The following is an 18,598-nucleotide window of genomic DNA, read 5'->3' as shown; positions in this document are numbered from 1 at the left end:
TGCCCTAGTCCCGCGCGCGCCTTCAGCGCCCCCAGCGCAGCACCAGCGGGTCCAGCCGGCGCGCGATCCTGAGGAGCCCTTCGCGCGTGGCGGGATGCATCGGCTGCAACGGGTGCCGCACCGTATCCGAGGCAATCACGCCGCCCGCCTGCATCAGCGTCTTTGCCGTGGCCAGCCAGCCCTGGCGGTTCTCATGGTTGATCAGCGGCAGCCATTGCTGGTAGTGCTGCGCCGCCAGTTCGGCATCACCGGCCTGCCAGGCGTCCATGATGCGGCGGATGCCGTCCGGAAAGCCGGCGCCGGTCATGGCGCCGGTGGCGCCCGCCTCCAGGTCGGCCATCAGCGTGATGGCCTCTTCGCCGTCCCACGGGCCGACGATGGCGTCGCCGCCCAGCTCGATCAGTTCGCGCAGCTTCGCCGCGGCCTGCGGCACCTCGATCTTGAAATAGGAGACGTTGGCAATCTCCCTGGCCATGCGTGCCAGGAACGGCGCCGACAACGTGGTGCCGCTGACCGGCGCGTCCTGGATCATGATGGGAATGTCGATGGCGTCCGACACCGCGCCGAAGAACTCGTAGATGCCGCGCTCCGGCACGCGGATCGTGGCGCCATGATAGGGCGGCATCACCATCACCATGGCGGCACCGGCGTCCTGCGCGGCCCGGCTGCGCTCGGCGCAGATGCGCGAGCTGAAATGCGTGGTGGTGACGATCACCGGCACGCGGCCGTCCACATGCTCCAGCGCGGTCTTCATCAGCAGGCCGCGCTCGTCGTCGCCGAGCACGAACTGCTCGGAAAAATTGGCCAGGATGCAGAGGCCGTGCGAACCGGCATCGATCATGAAGTCGATGCAGCGGCGCTGGCCGTCAAGGTCCAGCGCGCCGTGCGCGTCGAAGATGGTGGGCACCACCGGGAATACCCCGCGATGGGCCGGCCGTGCGGCGGACGTGCTCATGTGGTCTCCTTCTTGAGGGGAGCCGGCAACTGCCGGCAGGCGCCCAATATACGGCGCGGCTGGCCGCGATGTATATTGAATCGTTTCCATTATGTGATCGCTTTTTCGACTCGCCCTCGCTTTCCTTCACTCCCGTCCTTCACGCCCGCCCTGCCCCATGAAGACCACGCTCGACGTTCTGATGTCACGGCTGCGCATGAAGCAGCTCCAGTTGCTGATCGCTCTGGACGAACACAAGAGCCTGCACCAGGCCGCCGCCGCCATGGCCACGACCCAGTCCGCGGCCAGCAAGGCGCTGCAGGAACTGGAAGGCATGCTGGATGCGCCGCTGTTCGAACGTTCGCGCAGTGGCATGCGCCCGAACCCGTTCGGCCATTGCGTGATCCGCTATGCGCGGCTGATGGTCACCGACCTGGGCGCCCTGTGCCAGGACATGGCCGAGATCCGTTCCGGCCAGGGCGGCCATCTGGCGGTGGGCACCATCATGGGCGCGGTGCCGGACGTACTGGTGCCGGCGCTAGAAGCCATGCAGGCCGCCCAGCCCAGGCTTGCGCTGCACCTCGTCGAGGACACCAGCGTGCGCCTGCTCGACCTGCTGGACGACGGCCGCCTGGACCTGGTGCTGGGCCGGGCGCTGGTGAGCGGGCAGCCCGACCGCTACCACTACCAGCCCATAGGCGAAGAGCCGGTGTCGGTGGTAGTGGGCCATGGCCGCCCGGCGCCTCGCGCGAAGACCCTGGCACTGGCCGACCTGGCCGGCTACCGCTGGATCGTTTACCCGGGACAGATGCCGATGCACGAACTGCTGCAGCGCGAATTTGATCTGGCTGGCCTGAGCCTGCCCGCCAACGTGATCTCGACCTCGTCCACGTTCGTGACGGTCTCCCTGCTCCAGCGCGGCGAACGGCTGGTGTCGTTGCTGCCCACCAGCGTGGCGGAGCTGTTTGCCCACAAGAAGATGCTGCGCATCCTGCCGGTGCGGCTGCAGTCGCGCCACCAGACCTTCGGCATCGTCACCCGGCGCGGCGGCACGCTGTCGGCGGCGGCACGGGAACTGATCGGCCTGCTGAAATCCGCCGGCAATGCGCAGAGGTATTCCCACAGGTGATCACCCATTCAAAAATGCTCAGTAGTTGATTAGCACTGCTGTCCGTATATTTTGGCCAGGCAGCAAAGACTGACAACCAGGATGGAGACAAGCATGAAACGATGGATCTCCGGCGCCTGCGCCGGACTGATCGGCCTGACCGCCGCCGTGGGCGCAGTCCAGGCACAGGATTCCCGGCCCGTGCGCCTGATGGTCGGGGCGGCACCGGGCGGCGGCACCGACGTGATGGCACGCATCGTGTCCGACAAGCTGGCCGCCATCCTCAAGCAGCCCGTGCTGGTCGACAACCGGCCCGGCGCCTCCAACACCATTGCCGCCGACATCACCGCCAAGGCGGCGCCGGACGGCAATACGCTGCTGATGGGCGTGGTCACCTCGCAGGCGATCGCGCCGCACCTGCTCAAGCTCCAGTTCGATCCGCTCAAGGACCTGGCTCCGGTCGCGCTGGTGTCCTCCGTGCCCAATGTGCTGGTGGTCAACAACCAGGTGCCGGCTCGCGACGTAAAGGCGCTGGTGGCCCAGATCCAGGCCAGTCCGGACAAGTTCCGCTACAGCTCCTCCGGCGTCGGCAGCACCCAGCATCTTGCCGGCGCGGCGTTTGCCCGCCAGATCCATGCGCAGCTGCTGCATGTGCCGTACAAGAGCAGCAGCAGCGCGCTGGTTGACCTGATGGGCGGCCAGGTCGACATGAGCTTCGAGACCATGCCTTCGGTGATCAGCCATATCAAGTCCGGCAAATTGCGCGCGCTCGCAGTGACCGCGGACCAGCGCTCGCCCCTGCTGCCAAACGTGCCCACGCTGGCCGAAGCCGGTGTGTCAGGCATCCAGATGAATGCCTGGTATGGGGTCTATGCGCCGGCTGGCACGCCTGCCGCCACGCTGCAGAAGATCAGCGCCGCGCTCGCCACCGTGCTGAAGGACCCCGACACCGTGCGCCGCCTGAATGATGTCGGCGCGGTGCCCGGCACGCTCAATGCCAGCCAGTTCGACGCGTTCTCGCGCAGCGAATATGCCCGCTACGGCAAGCTGATCGCCGAACTAGGCGTCAAGCTCGACTGAACCCGCATTCACCGCATCCGCCATGACTCAACGCCCCCGCCTCGCCATGGTGCTCGGCGATCCCGCCGGCATCGGCCCTGAACTGGTTGCCCGGCTGCTGGCCGACCCGAACGCAGCGCAGGCGCAGATCCTGCTGATTGCCGATCGCGACGAATGGCGCCACGCCCTGCGGCTGGCCAGCGTCGACCTTGCACTGCCCGAGACCGGCCGCCTCGGTTTCGACGGCACTGACGCCGGCCCGCGCCTGTACCACTGGGAACTGGAAGGCAAGCCGGCCTATCCGCGCGGCGCCGCCAGCGCCGAAGGCGGCCGCTACAGCCTGGGCACGCTCGCGCTGGCGTTGGAACTCGCCCAGTCCGGCCACGCCGACGCCATCGTGTTCGGCCCGCTCAACAAAAGCTCGCTGCATGCCGCCGGTATGGGCCACAACGACGAGTTGCACTGGTTTGCCGGGCAGCTTGGCCATCGCGGCGCCTTCTGCGAGTTCAATGTGCTGGATGGCCTTTGGACCTCGCGCGTGACCTCGCACGTGGCGCTCAAGGACGTGCCGGGCATGATCACGCGCGACAGCGTGGGCGCTGCGATCGACCTGATCGACCAGGCGCTGCGCAATGCCGGCATGCGCGCGCCGCGCATCGCGGTATGCGGCCTCAATCCGCACAACGGCGACAACGGCGCCTTTGGCCGCGAGGAGATCGACGTGATCGCGCCGGCCGTGGCCGATGCCCAGGCACGCGGCGTGGCGGCGCAGGGGCCCTTCCCGGCCGACACCATTTTCCTCAAGGTGCAAGGCGGACCGGCGCAGCGCCAGTTCGACGCCATTGTCACCATGTACCACGACCAGGGCCAGATAGGCATCAAGCTGATGGGCTTCTCGCGCGGCGTCACGGTCCAGGGCGGCCTGCCGGTGCCGATCACCACGCCGGCGCACGGCACCGCATTCGACATCACGCAGCAAGGCCGGGCCGATCCCGGCGCGATTCTGCAGGCGTTCCGGATTGCCTGCACGATGGGTGCGCAACGACGTGCCGCCGCGCAGCAGTGAGCACGCATCCTGACAGGTCGGCCTAGGGCCGCCCTTCGAACGCGGCGCCGGCATACCCGCCGGCCCGCGGCCACGACGCAAACCTGGACATGGCCGCCGAGACCGCGGCCGAGGGCGCACTCGCGCGCGCAGTCACGGCGCCGGCACGCCAGCCCGACACCAACCGTATTTCTGCCGTAAAAGGAGCCACATCATGAAGATCACCAACGTCCGCGCCCGGGTATTCGAATGGAAGGGCAAGACCGTGCCCCCGCAGGCCCACTTCTGCACCAACGCCACGGACATCCTGTTCGACCGCGGCGACGCCATGGGCTCGTTCCGCTTCCATGGCTGGCTGGTGGTAGAGGTCGAGACCGACATCGGCCTGGTCGGCATCGGCAACTGCGCGCTGGCGCCACGCGTGGCCAAGCAGGTCATCGACCAGTACCTGGCCCCGATCGTGATCGGACAGGACCCGTTCGACAATGAATACCTGTGGCAGAAGATGTACCGCCGCACCCATGCCTGGGGCCGCAAGGGCATCGGCATGGCCGCGATCTCGGCAGTGGACATCGCGCTGTGGGACCTGATGGGCAAGGCGGTGGGCAAACCCGTGTTCAAGCTGCTGGGGGGACGCACCAAGGAGAAGATCTGGTGCTATGCCTCCAAGCTCTACAACAACGACGATCGCGACGCCTTCCTGGGCGAAGCCCGGCGCTATCTGGACCAGGGCTTCACCGCGATGAAAATGCGCTTTGGCTACGGCCCCAAGGACGGCCCCGCCGGCATGCAGAAGAACCTGGAGCAGGTGCGCCTGCTGCGCGAACTGGTGGGCGACGGCGTCGACATCATGCTGGAGTGCTACATGGGCTGGACGCTCGAATACGCGCGCCGCATGGTGCCGCGCCTGGCCGAGTTCAACCCGCGCTGGCTGGAGGAGCCGGTCATCGCCGACGATATCGAGGGATACGCCGAGCTGAAGAAGCTGAGCCCGTTCCCGATCTCCGGGGGCGAGCACGAGTTCACCTCGTACGGCTTCAAGGACCTGCTCGAGCGCCGCGCGGTGGACGTGATCCAGTACGACACCAACCGCGTGGGCGGCATCACCGCGGCGCAGAAGATCAACGCCATGGCCGAAGCCTGGTCGGTACCGGTGATCCCGCATGCCGGCCAGATGCACAACTACCACCTGACCATGGCCTCCACCGCTTCGCCCATGTCGGAGTACTTCCCGGTGCATGACGTGGAAGTCGGCAATGAACTTTTCTACTATATCTTCAAGGGCGACCCGGCACCGGACAATGGCTACCTGCAGCTGGACGACAACCTCCCCGGCCTGGGCCTGACCCTGAACGACGAACATTTCGGCGACTTCGACATCATCGGCTGAACCTCGTGCCCGCACGGGGCGGTCACGCCGCCCCGCTGCATTGCCGCGCGTCGGTCACCGTCATCCGCCACAGGCTGCCGCGAACAGAACCCCGTCGACGCGCGCCTGCACGTAGGCGGACACGTCCACCAGGCCAAGCAGCGCGGCCAGCAATGCGATGCCGGACCACGCCGCCACCATGCCCGTGCGGCGGCCCGCCTGCAGGGCCGCCAGCATGAGCGGAAGCAGGCAGGCAACGACAAACAGAAGACGGATCGCCGACATTGGCTGAATCTCCGCACCGTGCTCAGCGCCGGGCGCCTGCCGCGACGTGCAGGGCCGGCGGCACGCCGGCAACGCCACGCAATCCCAGCCACGCGCACACGGCCGCAAAACCGGTCACCACGCCCAGCGCGGCGATCGTCTGCACGTAGTTGCCGGTGGCCTCGAACGAGCGCGCACCCAACTGCACGGACAGGAACGCGCCGACCTGGTGGACCAGGAACAGCAATCCGAACACCCGGCCCTTGACCTGGCTGCCGTAGCGCTCGAAGCAGAACATCGACGTCAGGATGACCGTGCCCAGGTAGCTGCTGCCGAACAGCAGCGCAAACGGCAGCACGCCCGCCCGCGGCACCAGCAGCAACAGCATCGCCGCGCAGCGCATGGCGTAGAAGCCGGCCAGCAGCCGGTGCTTGTCGAAGCGCAGCGCCAGCGCACCGGAGGCAATGCCGCTGGCCAGTTCCAGTACCCCGAGCGCGCTCAGCGCGTAGCCCATTTCCAGGCGCGGCACGCCAAGATCCTGCCAGTGCGCCAGCAGGTGCACGTCGATGAAGGCCATGGTCGCGCCGCAGCCGAAGAACCCCGCGGCCAACACGTAGAACACCGGATCACGCCGCACGATGGCCCAGGCCGAGGCCTGCGCCGCGGCAACCGCCGGCGCGGGCGGTTCCCAGCGCGACAGCAGCCAGAGCGTGCCTGCTACAGGGACTGCGAAGACCATGCCTACCGCGCCGAACACCGTCGTCCACGCCGCCTGTGGCTGCAGCCAGATCCAGAACGGCGACAGCACGATAAAGCCGATCGCCGTGCCGTTGGTCACCACGGCATAGGCCAGGCCTTTCCGGCGCGCCTCGAACAGGCGGTCTACCAGCACGCCCATCGGCACGAAGGTCATCGCCGCCAGCCCGAAAGCGCCGACGATGCCGAACGCAAGGCTGAACCAGACCAGCGACTGGTGCCACCAGGCCGCGCCGGCATATGCAAGGCCTGCCGCCAACGCACCGATCGCCGCGGTGCGCAGCGGCCCGACGCGGTCGCTCAGTGCGCCCACCACGGGCGACATAAAGCCGGTGGCCAGCATGAAAAGCCCGCCCGACCACGCGAACTGCGCACGGCCCTGGCCAAAGTGCGTGGCAAGTTGCACAAAGTAAACCTGGTAGACGCCTTTTACAGCGGTCGACGCGAACATCACCGCAAAACCGGTGGCGACGAGCAGCAGCGTGATTGCGCGGGACAGCGGGGCGGTCGCCATGTCAACGGCTCCGGAAGGAATCCGGCAGCGCCGGCGTGGGGAAATGGCAAGACATGGAATCGGTCTCCGGATAGCACACGGCGCGGGGGTTACCGGGCTGCGAGCGGTGGGTGATGATTGCCATGCTATGGCGTGCGGCGGCCATCCGCCAGCAACGGGCCCGCCATCCATGGCAAATTTTCGGCCATTCCGGAATCATGTATGGTCGAAAACGGTGCGATATAACCACGCCTGTGGCAATATTTCGGCTACCTTTTCCTGGCCGATCCCGCCCCATGCCAACCGCCTACTTCCTCATGCTCCCCGGGATTCACATGCTGGACCTGGCCGGACCGCTGCAGATCCTTGCGACGGTTGCCGAACTCGGCATCGGCAAGCTGGCCGTGCGCTGCGTCGGGCCGCATTCCAGCGTGCAGGCATTCCAGGGCATCGAACTTGGCCGGGTCGGGCCGTTGCCATCACGGCTGGTTCCAGGCGACCTGGTGCTGGCCATCGGCAGCAAGATGACGGACACGCTGACCCGCTCGCCCGCATGGCGCGATACGGCGGACTGGTTGCGCGGCGTGGCGGCACGCGAGGACGACGGACTTACCATCGCCGCCGTCTGCACGGGTGCCTACCTGCTCGGCGATGCCGGCTTGCTCGACGGGCGGCTCTGCACCACGCACCACGCCCATGTCGGCAGGCTGCGCGCGCGGCATCCGGGCGCATCGGTGGTGGACAACCGCATCTTCGTCAGCGACGGCAATATCTGGACTTCGGCGGGCGTCGCCTCGGGCATCGACCTGGCCCTGCAACTCGTGGCTGGCATTTACGGCGACGAGGCCGCGATCCGCGTGGCGCGCGAGAATGTGGTGCCGTTCCGGCGCTTCGGCAGCGATCCGGAGCTCGATTCGAAATTCCGCTCCCGCTCGCACGGCAATGCGCTGGTTCATGCGGTGCAGGATGCCATCTCCACGGACTTGTCTGTCAGTGTGTCGGATCCGTCTTTCGCCGGGACCTTCGCCACCAGCGTCAGGCACTTGTCGCGCATCTTTGCCAGGGAAACCGGGCTGACGCCCAAGCAGTACCAGCTTGCGTTACGCATGGACAAGGCCCGCAGGCTGCTGGAGGCATCTTCGCTGCCGGTCGAGGACATCGCCGGCCAGTGCGGCTTTGCGAGCGTGCAGGCCTTCCGTTCCTGCTGGAACAAGGTCCAGCCGATGACGCCGGGCGAATACCGGCACGCTCACCGGGGCTAGTGCGATGCCAACTTACTGCCCGCGCGCCCTCTCCGCCGCCAAATAGGCATCGCGCGACGGCAGCAGGTGCCGCCGGCATAGCGCCACCAGGTCGTCGCGCCGTCCTTCGCGCAGCGCTTCGATCATGGCCCAGTGCTCCTGCCGGGCGCGTTCGCGGTAAGCGGCTGCGGCCAGCGAGCCGAAGCGGATCGGGTGGGTGCGCCGCGCGTATTCGCCGATGGCCTGCTGCAGCACGCCGTTGTCGGACAGCGCGAACAGTTCACGATGGAACTGCTGGTTGATGCGGAAGACGGCGCGCGCATCGTCGGCCGCCACGGCGGCATCGTGGCGCTGCTGCACGTCGATCAGGGACTGCAGTCGCTGCGGTGGCACCGGCATGGCGATCAGCGCCGCCGCATGGCACTCCAGCACCTCGCGCAGGGCGTAGAGTTCCACCACTTCGTGCGCATCGAAGGCGCGCACCAACGCGCCGGCATTGCGCCGCCGCTCCACCACGCCCATCAGCTCCAGCTCGGCCAGCGCCTGCCGGACCATGTGGCGCTTCAGGCCGAAGCGCGCCATCAGCGCGTCTTCGGTCAGGCGCTCGCGCGGGTGCAGGCGGCCGAAGACGATGTCTTCCTCCAGCGTCTCGACGACCTGCTGCATCGCGTCGCCGCCCTCGATATCGGTGACCGCCGCAGTAGTGGCGCCCATGGCTCAGCCCTGCTTCGGCACGATATCGACGGTCTGCGTGGCACGCAGGAAGTCGAAATCCACGCCCTGGTCGGCCTGCGTCACGGTCTCCAGGAACAGCTTGCGATAGCCGCGCTCGGCGCGCGGGCGCTCCACCGGCTGCTCCGCCGCGCGGCGGGCCAGCTCGGCGTCGTCGACGAGCAGCGCAATCTCGCGGTTCGCCACCGACAGGCGGATCCGGTCACCGCTGCGCACCAGCGCCAGCGGCCCGCCGATGGCGGCTTCCGGCGTGACGTGCAGCACGATGGTGCCGGCCGCCGTGCCGCTCATGCGACCGTCCGACACGCGCACCATGTCTTTCACGCCGGCCCGCGCCAGCTTCTTCGGAATCGGCATATAGCCGGCTTCCGGCATGCCCGGCGCGCCGGTCGGCCCGATGCGCTTGAGCACCAGGATATCGTCGGCCTTGACGTCCAGCGCGTCGTCGTCGATGCGCTGCGCCATGTCTTCGGCGTTCTCGAACACCACGGCGCGCCCCTCGTGCTCCATCAGCGCCGGGTTGGCGGCCGATTGCTTGATGATGGCGCCGCCCGGCGCCAGGTTGCCGCGCAGCACCGCCAGGCCGCCGGCTGGATAGATCGGGCTGGCCGCGGCGCGGATCAAGTCCTGCGCGAATGGCGGCGGGGCCGCGTCCAGTTCCTCGCCGAGCGAGCGGCCGGAGACGGTCAGCGTGTCCAGATGCAGCAGCGGACGCAGCTCGCGCAGCAGCGCGAGCATGCCGCCGGCCTTGTGGAAGTCCTCCATGTAGTGCTGGCCCGACGGCTTCAGGTCCACCAGCACCGGGGTCTCGCGACTCATGCGATCGAGTCCGGCCAGGTCGATGTCGATGCCCAGGCGCCCGGCGATCGCCGTCAGGTGGACGATGCCGTTGGTTGACCCGCCAATGGCCAGCAGCACGCGCAACGCGTTCTCGAAGGCCTTGCCGGTCAGGATGCGGTTCGGAGTCAGGCGCGCGGCGGCCATGGCGACCGCCGTGGTGCCGGTGCGCTCGGCCACGCGCACGCGGTCCGCCGTCACCGCCGGCGCCGACGCGCCGCCGCTCACCATCATGCCGAGCGCTTCCGCCACGCATGCCATGGTGCTGGCCGTGCCCATCACTGAACAGGTTCCTACGCTGGCCACCAACTGGTTGTTGACGTCGGCAATCTCAGTGCCATCGATCTCGTCGGCACGGTAGCGTCCCCAGTAACGGCGGCAGTCGGTGCAGGCGCCGACCCGTTCGCCGCGGTGCGCGCCGGTCAGCATCGACCCGGTCACCAGCTGGATGGCAGGCACGCCGGCCGAAGCCGCGCCCATGAGCTGCGCCGGCACAGTCTTGTCGCAGCCGCCGATCAGCACCACCGCATCCATGGGCTGGGCGCGAATCATCTCCTCGGTGTCCATCGACATCAGGTTGCGCAGGTACATGCTGGTCGGCGCGGAGAAGCTCTCATGCACCGAGATCGTCGGGAAATCCACCGGCAGGCCGCCCGCCAGCATCACGCCGCGCTTGACCGCCTCCACCAGTTGCGGCGCGTTGCCGTGGCACGGGTTGTAGCTGCTGCCGGTATTGACGATGCCGATGACCGGCCGCGACAGCGCGTCATCGGTAAAGCCCGCCCCCTTTATGAACGCCCTGCGCAGGAACAGCGAGAAGCCCGTGTCGCCGTAGTTGGTCAGGCCCTTGGCCAGGCCCTGGGTGCTTGCGGGCGTGTCCGGCGACTGCTTCGGGTCTCGGGAGGAAGGCATCCTGCGTCTCCAGTAAGATTATTGATAATCGAGACGCGCAGCTTAGCCGGCCTGGCACCCACGCTGCAAGTGGGTTGCGCGCCCAGGTTGACTAATCCAATTTCCAGATCAGTCGATAGAAAAATTCTGATTCATCAATCAAGAGGTCCACCCTACACTTGGCCACGATGACGAGCCGGGCATCATCAGCGATGCGGCACCAGGAGTCGCCGCGGCTTCCCCCCGATTCCCACAAGATCCCGGCACAGGAGACTCACATGTCCGGCATTTCCCCCATGCCCGGCCGGGGCGTTCGCGCGCCGCGCCGCGCGCTGCTGCTGTCGTCGCTGGCGTGCGCCAGCCTGCTGCTGGCCCCGTCGCTGGCCGCTGCCGGCGACTATCCCAACAAGCCGGTCCGCCTCGTGGTGCCCTACCCGCCCGGCGGCGCCACCGACGTGATCGGGCGCACGCTGGCCCAGCGCCTGTCGGCAACGCTTGGCCAGCAGGTCGTGGTCGACAACCGCGCCGGCGCCGCCGGCAATATCGGCGCGGACCTGGTCGCCAAGTCGGCGCCCGATGGCTACACGCTGCTGATGGGTGCGCTGACCAGCCATGCGATCAACGCCGCGCTGTACAAGAGCCGCGTGCCCTACGACATCGAAAAGAGCTTTGCGCCGGTGGCCATCGTCGGCACCGTGCCGCTGGTGTTCGTGGTCAACCCTTCCGTCAACGCGACCACGCTGCCGCAACTGGTGTCGCTGGCCAGGTCGAAGCCAGGCACCATCACCTATGGCTCGGCCGGCAACGGCTCGCCGCAGCACCTGGCAGGCGAGATGTTCAAGCGCATGGCCGGCGTGGACATGCTGCACGTGCCATACAAGGGCAGCGGCCCCGCGATGACCGACCTGATCGGCGGCCAGGTACTGAGCATGGTGGAAACGGTGCCCGCCGCGCAGGCCTATGTGAAGGGTGGCAAGATCCGCGCGCTCGCGGTGACCTCGGCCCAGCGCGTGAGCGCCCTGCCCGACGTGCCTACTGCCGCCGAAGCGGGCCTGAACGACTTCGAGGTGAGCTCCATGTTCGGCATCGTCGCGCCGGCCGGCACGCCGGCGCCCGTGATCGATCGCCTGAGCGCCGACCTGAAGAAGATCCTGGCGGAGCCGGAGGTCAAGGATGCGCTGCTCAAGCAAGGCGCCATCGCCACGTGGACCAGCCCGGCGCAGACCGGTGTGCGGATCAAGGCGGAAACGGCGAAGTGGAATACGGTGATTCGCGACGCGGGTGTGAAGCCGGACTAGGCAGGCGCCGGCCGGAAGCGGCCTGGGCGGGGTACCCACATTCAGGCCACGGCTCCCGGCACGCCTGCCCCCCCCCCGTCGCGCGCTCCCTGGCCGAGACGATGCGGCCGCACAGATCCGGCGCGGTATAGCAAACCAGAATCGCCATCCCCCCGTTTGGGGCTTTGGCATTGGCCGAATTTCGCCCACCATGACAGGAAACCGCCCGGCACGCGCGCCTGGGCAATCACGGGACCTTGAATTGAGCAAACAAGCCGTGTTGCGCCGCATCGGGATGCGGTGGATGCCCTGGACGACCCTACGCCCCAGCGGATCGGGCAGCATGCCGTGAACCGCCACCTCGCCAGCCTCGAACAAGCCTTCTCCTCGTTCGAGGAGGCCATCTGCCTGGTCGGCGCCAGCGGTGCGGTCATCCGCGAATCGCCGCTGGCCCGCGAGATCTTCGCCAGCGCCTTGTTCGCCCCGCGCCATGGCGTGCTCTGGCATGCCGACCCGCGCGTCCGCGCGATGCTGCTGCGGCAGGTCGCCGCTGCCAGCCAGAGCGGAATGCGGCAAGCCATGACGGTTTCCGCCGGTGGCGGCGCCACGGTGTCGATCGACATGGCCGTGGCCGTGCCCTCCCTGAGCGTCGCCGGCGAGCGCTGCGTGCTGCTGCGGATGCAGCGCCGCCACGCCGCTGGCGCGCCGCCCGACCCCGACCGCCTGGCCGCGGTATTCCGCATCACGCCGGCCGAGGCGCGGGTGCTGGCCGCACTGGCGTCGGGCCAGACCGCCGCCGCCCATGCGGCGTCGGTGGGCGTGTCGGTCAATACCGTGCGCAAGCAGATCGCCATGCTGATGACGAAAATGCACTGCAACCGGCAGTCGGAACTGGTCAGGAAGGCAATCCTGGGCCAGGGATAGCGCGGTATTCGCCTCTGCCAGGCGACCGGCAACAACCGTCAACAACCGGCAGCGACCGGCAATGACCGGCAACAATCGCTGCGGCAGCCGTATACTCTGCGCCAGAGGCAATGCCTCCCCGCGCGGCGCGTCTCCATGTGGTGCCTGCTACAGGAGCCGCCAGCAGCCGCCGCGCGTCACCGAATATCCAACAATATCCAATCAGTTACGGAGTCGCAGCATGCGCGTCGCATTTCTCGGGCTTGGCGTCATGGGTTTCCATATGGCCGGCCATCTTGCCGCCAAGGGCCATGAAGTCACCGTGTATAACCGCACCGCCGCCAAGGCGCAGGCCTGGGTCGCACAATTTGGCGGCAACGCGGCGGAAACACCGGCGCTGGCCGTCAGGCAGGCGGACGTGGTGTGCTCGTGCGTCGGCAACGACGACGACCTGCGCTCGGTGCTGATCGGCCCCGACGGCGCCTTCTTCACCGCGCCCACCGGCTGCATCTTCGTGGACCACACCACCGCCAGCGCCAATGTGGCGCGCGAACTCTACGCGGCGGCGCGCGAGCGGGGCCTGCACTTTGTCGACGGCCCTGTGTCGGGCGGCGAAGTCGGCGCGGAGAAAGGCATCCTGACCATCATGTGCGGCGGCGACGCCGAGGCCTACGCGCGCGCCGAGCCGGTCATCGGCGCGTATGCGCGCGCCGTGACGCGCGTCGGTGACGCAGGAGCGGGCCAGCTTGCCAAGATGGTCAACCAGATCAGCATCGCCGGGCTGATCCAGGGCCTGTCCGAAGCGATCGCCTTCGGCGAGCGCGCCGGCCTCGACATGCGGCTGGTGCTCGACGTCATCAGCAAGGGCGCGGCCGGCTCCTGGCAGCTCGAGAACCGCGGCCCGACCATGATCGACAACAAGTTCGACTTCGGCTTCGCCGTGGACTGGATGCGCAAGGACCTGGGCCTTTGCCTCGACGAGGCGCGCCGCAACGGCGCCAGCCTGCCCGTCACCGCAATGGTCGACCAGTTCTACGCCGACCTGCAGCAGATGGGTTGCGGCCGCGCGGACACCTCGTCGCTGATCAAGCGCCTGCGCCGCTTCTCCGGGGAATGAGCGATGCGGACGGCACCTGCCGCCGTCCGATAATTCCTACACCGCAATCGGCAAGCGCCTGAAAGGCCCGCTGGATCGTCCTGCCTAAGCTGTAGTCAGAAGCGCGGGTGGCTGGGGTCACCTGTGCACGGTACGGGAGATGACCATGTGGAAACTTGCAATCGCGCTGGTGATCAGCGCTGGCATGGGCCTGGCCGGCTGTACCGCGACGGGTGCGGTAGCCGGCGGCGTGGCGGGGCATGAACTCACGCACGGCAGTACCGCCGGCACCGTGGGTGGTGCCGTGGTGGGCGGCGTGGTCGGCCACGAACTGGGCAAGTAGCCCTGGACCGGACGCCAGCCAGTCCTCGCCCCAACGCCCGCTGCTCGCAGCGGGCGTTTGCATAGGTGCCGGGGCACCGTGACAAGGGCGGCTTCAGCGGTTTTGCACGCGCTGAAGAGTGTTGTTGCACGGTCCCGGCCGCCCGGATTCCCGCATTATTCGGCTACGATAGGCGGGCAAGCCACATCTACCCGATCTCCATGACACCTGCCACGCCTCGCAAGCGCCTGTCCTCCATTCCCGCACGCCATGCCCGCCACTGGATCGGCGGCACGCTCGCTGCCTGGCTGCTGGCCTGCGCCGCGAGTGCTGGCGCGCAGCCGCTATGGTTCGCCGGCGGACGGCCGACGCCCGACGCCCAACAGGCCGTGGCGGCGCTGGCCGGCGCCGAGGCGGATGGCCTGACGCCGAAGGACTACGACGCCGACGGCCTGAAACGCGCGCTGGCGCAGGCCGCCACCAACCCGCAAACGGCGCCGGACGCCGTGGAGAAACTCGACAACGCGCTCAGCGACGCCATGCGGCGCTACCTGTCGGACCTGCACAGCGGGCGCGTCGATCCACGCAAGGTGCACGCCAATTTCACGGCGCCGGCGTCGGCGCCGTTCGATCCCGACAGCTACCTGCGCGCCGCCGTGGCCAGCCATCGCCTGCCCGACGCCATCCGCGAAGCCGCGCCGTCCTTCCCGCTCTACGGCACGCTGCGCGATGCGCTGGCGCGCTATCGCAAGCTCGCGGCGCAACCTGGCTGGGAACATCCGCTGCCGGGGCTGCCTGGCGGCAAGCTGACGAGCGGACAGGCCTACGGCGGCATTGGCGAACTGGCTGGCCGCCTCAAGACGCTTGGCGACATGGCTGCCGACGCGCCCGTGCCGCAACGCTATTCGGGCGCCGTCGTGGACGGCGTCAAGGCCTTCCAGTCACGCCATGGCCTGGAGGCGGACGGCACCATCGGCGCCGCCACCCTGACCCAGCTCAACACCCCGCCGGCGGCGCGCGTGCGACAGATCGAGCTGACCATGGAGCGGCTGCGCTGGACCCCGCTCGCCGAGGGACCGCGCGTGATCGTCGTGAACATCCCCGAGTTCATGCTGCGCGCCTATGAGTACAACGACGGCAAGCTCGACATCAAGCTGGAGATGAAGGTCATCGTCGGCAAGGCGCTGGACACGCGTACGCCGCTGTTCAAGGAGGACATGCGCTACATCGAGTTCAGCCCGTACTGGAACGTGCCGCCGTCGATCGCACGCTCCGAGACCATTCCGCGGCTGCGGCGCGACCCGGGGTACTTCACGCGCCAGGGCTTCGAGTTCGTCTCCAACGGCAAGGCCGTGACCACGCTGTCCGATGCCAACCTCGAGGCCGTGCTGAACGGCCAGATGCGCATTCGCCAGCGCCCCGGCCCGATGAACGCGCTCGGCGACATCAAGTTCGTGTTCCCGAACAACCAGAACATCTACCTGCACCACACGCCCACGCCGCAATTGTTCAAGCGCGACCGGCGCGATTTCAGCCATGGCTGCATCCGCGTGGAAGAGCCCGTGGCGCTCGCGCAGTTCGTGCTCAAGGACATGCCGGGCTGGGACGAGGCACGTATTCGCCAGGCCATGACCAAGGGCCAGTCCAACACGGTGGCGCTACAGCAGCCGCTGCCCGTGGTGCTGGCCTATGGCACCGCGATTGCCCGCGCCGATGGCCGGGTATACTTCCTGGCTGACATTTACGGCCAGGACAAGCTGCTGGACCAGGCGCTGCGGCAGAACGCGGCGCGCCGGCCGGCCAGTGTGCCTGCCGCGGCACCGGCTACACCGGACGCCCTTGCCCGCCCCGCGCCAACGCAGAACCCGACATGAAACACTCTCGCAATCCTTCGCGCCGCCGCTTCCTGCAACACACGGGCGGCCTGGCGATTGGCGCCGGCCTGGCCGCGCTGTCGCCGCAATTGGCCTTGGCCACCGCGCCCGGCGCTCGCAGCCTGTCATTCGACCATACGCATACCGGCGAGCACTTGTCGCTGGTGTATGCGCTGGGCGAACAGGTGCTCCCGCAGGCACAAACCACGCTCAACCGCTTCCTGCGCGACCATTATTCCGGCCAGGTCGGCGTGATCGATCCGCAATTGTTTGGCCTGCTGTTTGATCTGCGCCAGACACTCGGCAGCGAGTCGCCGTTCCAGGTGATTTCGGGCTATCGCAGTCCCCTCACCAACGCGCGGCTGCGCCGCACGGGCGGTGGCGGCGTCGCGAAGCACAGCCTGCATATGGACGGCAAGGCCATCGACATCCGCCTGCCCGGCGTGGCGCTGGCGGACTTGCGCGATGCCGCCATGTCGCTCGGCGTTGGTGGTGTGGGCTTCTATGCGCAAGAGGATTTCGTTCACGTGGATACAGGTCGCGTGCGGCACTGGGGCTGAACTCCCGCACTGCTACGGCAAAAAAAGCACCCGACTGCTGCTGTGCGCGGGAGGGGCTCATCGCTAGGCTTGAGTCTGGTCCACGCCTGCCGGCGTGGTAGGCCCAGAGCGATGCGAGACCAGCCCCCATGTACCTCTATGATTCCACGGACCAGCAACTGGTCGACGAGCGCGTTGCGCAGTTCACTGACCAGGCCGCGCGCTTCCTGAACGGCGAGCTTTCGGAGGAAGAGTTCCGCGTGCTGCGCCTGCAGAACGGCCTCTACATCCAGCGCCATGCGCCGATGCTGCGCGTTGCCATCCCTTACGGCATGCTGGTCTCGCGGCAGCTGCGCAAGCTTGCGGAAATCTCGCGGCGCTGGGATCGCGGCTACGGCCACTTCAGCACGCGCCAGAACATGCAGTTCAACTGGCCGCGCCTGGAAGACGCGCCGGCCATCCTGGCCGAACTGGCAACGGTGCAGATGCACGCGATCCAGACCAGCGGCAACTGCATCCGCAACACCACTACCGACCACTTCGCCGGCATTGCGCCCGATGAAGTGGTGAACCCGCTGGTGTGGTGCGAAATCATCCGGCAGTGGTCCATGCTCCATCCCGAATTCGCCTACCTGCCGCGCAAGTTCAAGATTGCCGTGAGCGGCGCTAGCACGGACCGCGCCGCGGTGGGCGTGCATGACATCGGCCTGCAGGCCGTCGAGCGCGATGGCGAAACGGGCTTCCGCGTCTGGGTCGGTGGCGGCATGGGCCGCACGCCGATGGTCGGCAAGGTGATCGGGGAATTCGTGCACTGGTCCGACCTGCTGACCTACCTGCAGGCCATCCTGCGCGTCTACAACCTGCATGGCCGCCGCGACAACAAGTACAAGGCGCGCATCAAGATCCTCGTGAAAGACCTCACGCCGGAAGTCTTCGCGCAACAGGTCGACGAACACTGGCAAGGCATCCGCGGCGGTCCCGATACGGTCGACGCCGCTTTCGTGCGCGAGATCGCCATGCGCTTCACCACCCCGGACTACGCGCCTTCCGCAGCCAACGACGAAGACCCGAACCCATCGCTTGCCGCGGCCGATCCTCGCTATGCGCGCTGGCTGCGCAGCAACGTGCATGCGCACCGCGTTCCCGGCTATGCCGCCGTCACGGTGTCGCTGAAGGCAACCGGCACGCCGCCCGGCGATATCACGGCCGACCAGATGGAAGCCGCGGCCGACCTCGCCGACCGCTACGGCAGCGGCGAACTGCGCGTCTCGCATGAGCAGAACCTGATCATCGCCGACGTGCGCCGCACGCGCTTGCATGAATTGTGGCAACAGCTGCAGACGTGGAACCTGGCTACGCCCAATATCGGCTTGCTCACCAACATCATCGCGTGCCCCGGCGGAGACTTCTGCTCGCTGGCAAATGCCGTGTCGATCCCGCTGGCCGAAGCAATCCAGCAGCGCTTCGACGATCTCGACTATCTCTACGAGATCGGCGAACTGGACCTGAACATTTCCGGCTGCATCAACTCGTGCGGGCACCATCACGTGGGCCATATCGGCATCCTCGGCGTCGACAAGGCCGGTGAAGAGTGGTACCAGGTCACGATCGGCGGACGCCAGGGCGGGCCTTCCGGCGCAGCGATCGGCCGCATCATCGGGCCGTCGTTCGCACGCGACGAGATCCCCGAGGTCATCGAGCTACTGATCCGGAGCTACCTTGCCATGCGCGACAGCGATGCAGAGCGCTTTATCGATGTGGTCGAGCGCGTCGGCTGCGAACCGTTCAAGACGGCGGTCTACCAGAACCCGGCGATCGCCCTGCGCAGACAGCAAGCCGAGGCCGCCCGCGGCTGATC

At 67.7% G+C, this 18,598-nt stretch carries 17 protein-coding genes; 12 read left to right on the top strand and 5 right to left on the bottom strand.

Annotated features, from left to right (window positions below):
* Positions 1-22: 22 nt before the first annotated feature.
* Positions 23-955: a dihydrodipicolinate synthase family protein gene (locus AC3FKG_RS22820; RefSeq protein ID WP_488744191.1), complete on the bottom strand. Its 933-nt coding sequence runs from the start codon at positions 953-955 to the stop codon at positions 23-25.
* A 157-nt stretch (positions 956-1,112) separates the two neighbouring features.
* Here AC3FKG_RS22820 and AC3FKG_RS22815 point away from each other — a divergent pair, with 157 nt between their 5' ends.
* The 4 genes from AC3FKG_RS22815 to AC3FKG_RS22800 all read left to right on the top strand — a co-directional run bounded on the left by AC3FKG_RS22815 (position 1,113) and on the right by AC3FKG_RS22800 (position 5,536).
* The gene (locus AC3FKG_RS22815; RefSeq protein ID WP_483711815.1) at positions 1,113-2,063 is read left to right on the top strand and encodes a LysR family transcriptional regulator; all 951 of its coding nucleotides are present in this window, start codon (positions 1,113-1,115) and stop codon (positions 2,061-2,063) included.
* Between the two features lie 93 nt (positions 2,064-2,156).
* The gene (locus AC3FKG_RS22810; RefSeq protein WP_488744190.1) at positions 2,157-3,122 is read left to right on the top strand and encodes a Bug family tripartite tricarboxylate transporter substrate binding protein; all 966 of its coding nucleotides are present in this window, start codon (positions 2,157-2,159) and stop codon (positions 3,120-3,122) included.
* Between the two features lie 22 nt (positions 3,123-3,144).
* Positions 3,145-4,167: a 4-hydroxythreonine-4-phosphate dehydrogenase PdxA gene (locus AC3FKG_RS22805; protein WP_488744189.1), complete on the top strand. Its 1,023-nt coding sequence runs from the start codon at positions 3,145-3,147 to the stop codon at positions 4,165-4,167.
* 193 nt (positions 4,168-4,360) lie between these two features.
* Positions 4,361-5,536, top strand: coding sequence for an L-rhamnonate dehydratase (locus AC3FKG_RS22800; protein WP_483711818.1), 1,176 nt, complete (start codon positions 4,361-4,363; stop codon positions 5,534-5,536).
* A gap of 60 nt (positions 5,537-5,596) precedes the next feature.
* Here the strand turns inward: AC3FKG_RS22800 and AC3FKG_RS22795 are convergent, their stop codons facing one another.
* Together AC3FKG_RS22795 and AC3FKG_RS22790 are read right to left on the bottom strand one after the other, a co-directional pair.
* Positions 5,597-5,800, bottom strand: coding sequence for a hypothetical protein (locus AC3FKG_RS22795; protein ID WP_483711819.1), 204 nt, complete (start codon positions 5,798-5,800; stop codon positions 5,597-5,599).
* Between the two features lie 22 nt (positions 5,801-5,822).
* Complete coding sequence (locus AC3FKG_RS22790) at positions 5,823-7,049, bottom strand: MFS transporter (protein WP_488744188.1); 1,227 nt, start codon at positions 7,047-7,049, stop codon at positions 5,823-5,825.
* Between the two features lie 275 nt (positions 7,050-7,324).
* On the opposite strand from AC3FKG_RS22790, the gene AC3FKG_RS22785 reads away from it, so the two are divergent.
* Positions 7,325-8,290 (top strand): GlxA family transcriptional regulator, encoded by a 966-nt coding sequence (locus AC3FKG_RS22785; protein WP_488744187.1) that lies wholly within the window; start codon positions 7,325-7,327, stop codon positions 8,288-8,290.
* 12 nt (positions 8,291-8,302) lie between these two features.
* On the opposite strand, the gene AC3FKG_RS22780 is transcribed toward AC3FKG_RS22785, so the two are convergent.
* Positions 8,303-8,983, bottom strand: coding sequence for a GntR family transcriptional regulator (locus tag AC3FKG_RS22780; protein WP_488744186.1), 681 nt, complete (start codon positions 8,981-8,983; stop codon positions 8,303-8,305).
* 3 nt (positions 8,984-8,986) lie between these two features.
* Entirely contained in the window at positions 8,987-10,750 is a 1,764-nt protein-coding gene (locus tag AC3FKG_RS22775) for an IlvD/Edd family dehydratase (protein ID WP_488744185.1), read from the bottom strand.
* Positions 10,751-11,007: 257 nt separating this feature from the next.
* Between AC3FKG_RS22775 and AC3FKG_RS22770 the strand changes: the two genes are divergently transcribed.
* The 7 genes from AC3FKG_RS22770 to AC3FKG_RS22740 all read left to right on the top strand — a co-directional run bounded on the left by AC3FKG_RS22770 (position 11,008) and on the right by AC3FKG_RS22740 (position 18,596).
* Positions 11,008-12,027, top strand: a complete 1,020-nt coding sequence (locus AC3FKG_RS22770) for a tripartite tricarboxylate transporter substrate binding protein (protein ID WP_483711824.1) — start codon at positions 11,008-11,010, stop codon at positions 12,025-12,027.
* A gap of 327 nt (positions 12,028-12,354) precedes the next feature.
* On the top strand, positions 12,355-12,930 hold the full coding sequence (locus AC3FKG_RS22765; protein ID WP_483711825.1) for a helix-turn-helix transcriptional regulator: 576 nt from the start codon (positions 12,355-12,357) through the stop codon (positions 12,928-12,930).
* A gap of 220 nt (positions 12,931-13,150) precedes the next feature.
* Entirely contained in the window at positions 13,151-14,026 is an 876-nt protein-coding gene (locus AC3FKG_RS22760) for an NAD(P)-dependent oxidoreductase (RefSeq protein WP_483711826.1), read from the top strand.
* A 145-nt stretch (positions 14,027-14,171) separates the two neighbouring features.
* Entirely contained in the window at positions 14,172-14,348 is a 177-nt protein-coding gene (locus tag AC3FKG_RS22755; protein ID WP_211946512.1) for a glycine zipper 2TM domain-containing protein, read from the top strand.
* Positions 14,349-14,548: 200 nt separating this feature from the next.
* Positions 14,549-16,201: a L,D-transpeptidase family protein gene (locus tag AC3FKG_RS22750; RefSeq protein ID WP_488744184.1), complete on the top strand. Its 1,653-nt coding sequence runs from the start codon at positions 14,549-14,551 to the stop codon at positions 16,199-16,201.
* On the top strand, positions 16,198-16,761 hold the full coding sequence (locus tag AC3FKG_RS22745; protein WP_483711828.1) for a YcbK family protein: 564 nt from the start codon (positions 16,198-16,200) through the stop codon (positions 16,759-16,761). Before AC3FKG_RS22750 ends, AC3FKG_RS22745 begins: the two co-directional genes overlap by 4 nt.
* Before the next feature lie 128 nt (positions 16,762-16,889).
* On the top strand, positions 16,890-18,596 hold the full coding sequence (locus tag AC3FKG_RS22740) for a nitrite/sulfite reductase (protein WP_488744183.1): 1,707 nt from the start codon (positions 16,890-16,892) through the stop codon (positions 18,594-18,596).
* Positions 18,597-18,598: the final 2 nt, after the last annotated feature.

It is taken from the genome of Cupriavidus sp. 22TCCZM04-2, assembly GCF_057798895.1.
The sequence above is the reverse complement of the archived record's forward strand: the minus strand, read 5'-3'. Positions and strand labels throughout refer to the sequence as shown.